Here is a 1828-nt window from a genome sequence, read left to right on the forward strand (position 1 = left end):
TTATTTTATAGTTTAATATATTGAACAGATAAAAACATACCGTAAAATAATTGATGATAAAAGAAGATTAGATCAAAAAAATCTATCTTCAGCTGCTTTTTAAATTACCTGTCAACTAATTAAAAAGTATATTTCGACCGCTTAACCACGGTCAAACCTTATTTATCCTGATGAATATTGAGCCGGGAAATATTTTAAAAAATGGGGAATCTATTGCCCCTAATGTATACGATCTATTTGAACAACAGCGGATAAAATTACCCGATGCGATAGCCGTTGTGCATAACAGTGACAGTTTTACGTACAGTGAATTGTATCAAAAGGCTGATCATCTGGCTTTGGCTATATTAAATTCTCATCCGGATTCTGAGATCATTGGTATAAGTGCAAACCGGGGCATTCAAACTATAATTGGTGTATTAGCTATATTAAAAGCAGGCAAAGGCTACCTGCCCCTTGACCCTGACTATCCTAAAGAAAGGCTCGAGACGATAATTAAAGATTCAGGAATCACGGTCTGTATTACTTCTTCGGATAAAAAACACTTGTTTGATGGCTTGCCGGTTAATATCCTGCTTTCAGATGCCTTTCATAAAGTTAGTACTAAATCATTTCAGCAAACTCAATTGGATGATATAGCCTACGTGTTGTATACTTCTGGTTCGACCGGTGCTCCCAAAGGGGTATCGATGGGTAACGCGGCGCTGGTTAACCTCTTACTTTGGCAACAGGAAAATTCAATCTCTGCACAAGGTATCAATACCCTGCAATTTGCCCCTTTAACATTTGACGTATCCTTCCAGGAGATCTTTGCTACGTTAGGTACCGGTGGCACTTTGTTTTTGGTTGATGAAGAATTAAGGATCGATCCGGTTAAATTATTGCAGTTTATTGATGAGCATGCTATTAACCGCATCTTTTTACCGTTTGTAGTATTACAATACCTTACTGAGGCTGCTATAGCCAATAATTATGTCCCTGTTTCATTAAAAGAAGTGATGACTGCCGGAGAGCAATTAAAGATCACTCCACAGATAGCAAGCTTTTTTAATGTTTTGCCAGATTGTGTGCTTTATAACCAGTACGGCCCAACTGAAACGCACGTCGTTACGCAGCTAAAACTGGATGGCAGCGCTGCATTGTGGCCTGCACTCCCTTCCATTGGTTCGGCTATCAGCAATACGGAGATCATATTGCTTGATGAAAACCTAAACAGGGTGACAAATGGTGAAACCGGTGAACTGTGCGTTTCGGGAATAAGCCTTGCAAATGGCTACCTGAATAAAGCCGGGCTTACAGCCGAAAAATTCATCGACTGGACAGAGGGCAATAAAACTATCCGCATTTACCGTACCGGCGATCTGGCCCGTTTCATGGGCGATGGAAATATCGAATACCTTGGCCGCCGTGATACGCAGGTTAAAATACGCGGTAACCGGGTAGAAATTGGCGAAATTGAAGTACTGATCGGTCAGCTCGATAATATAAAACAGGTTGTGGTAACCGCGCCGGCTGATGCCGCCGGACAAAAACGACTGGTGGCTTACCTTGTATCATCGGGCGATACGGAAAATACCGAATCCATCCGCAAATCTCTGGAGCAACAACTCCCCGATTTTATGCTGCCGTCGGCTTATGTATGGTTAACAGAACTACCCAAAACCACCAGCGGTAAGGTTGATAGAAAAGCATTACCTAAGCCCGATATTAAACGGCCTGAGTTTGATGTGCTTTACAAAGCGCCATCAAACTCAATAGAAAAAAACATAGCAATTGTTTTAATTGAGTTGCTGCAGTTTGATAAAGTAGGCGTTGAGGATAATTTTTT

At 41.1% G+C, this 1828-nt stretch carries 1 protein-coding gene; it reads left to right on the plus strand.

Going from position 1 to position 1828, the window contains the following annotated elements; genetic code table 11:
• Positions 1-170: 170 nt before the first annotated feature.
• Positions 171-1828: amino acid adenylation domain-containing protein (locus VF500_RS21435; protein WP_330861637.1), on the plus strand; the 1658-nt coding region annotated here is incomplete at its 3' end.

The organism is Mucilaginibacter sp., from assembly GCF_036383575.1.
Taxonomy (GTDB): Bacteria; Bacteroidota; Bacteroidia; order Sphingobacteriales; family Sphingobacteriaceae; genus Mucilaginibacter.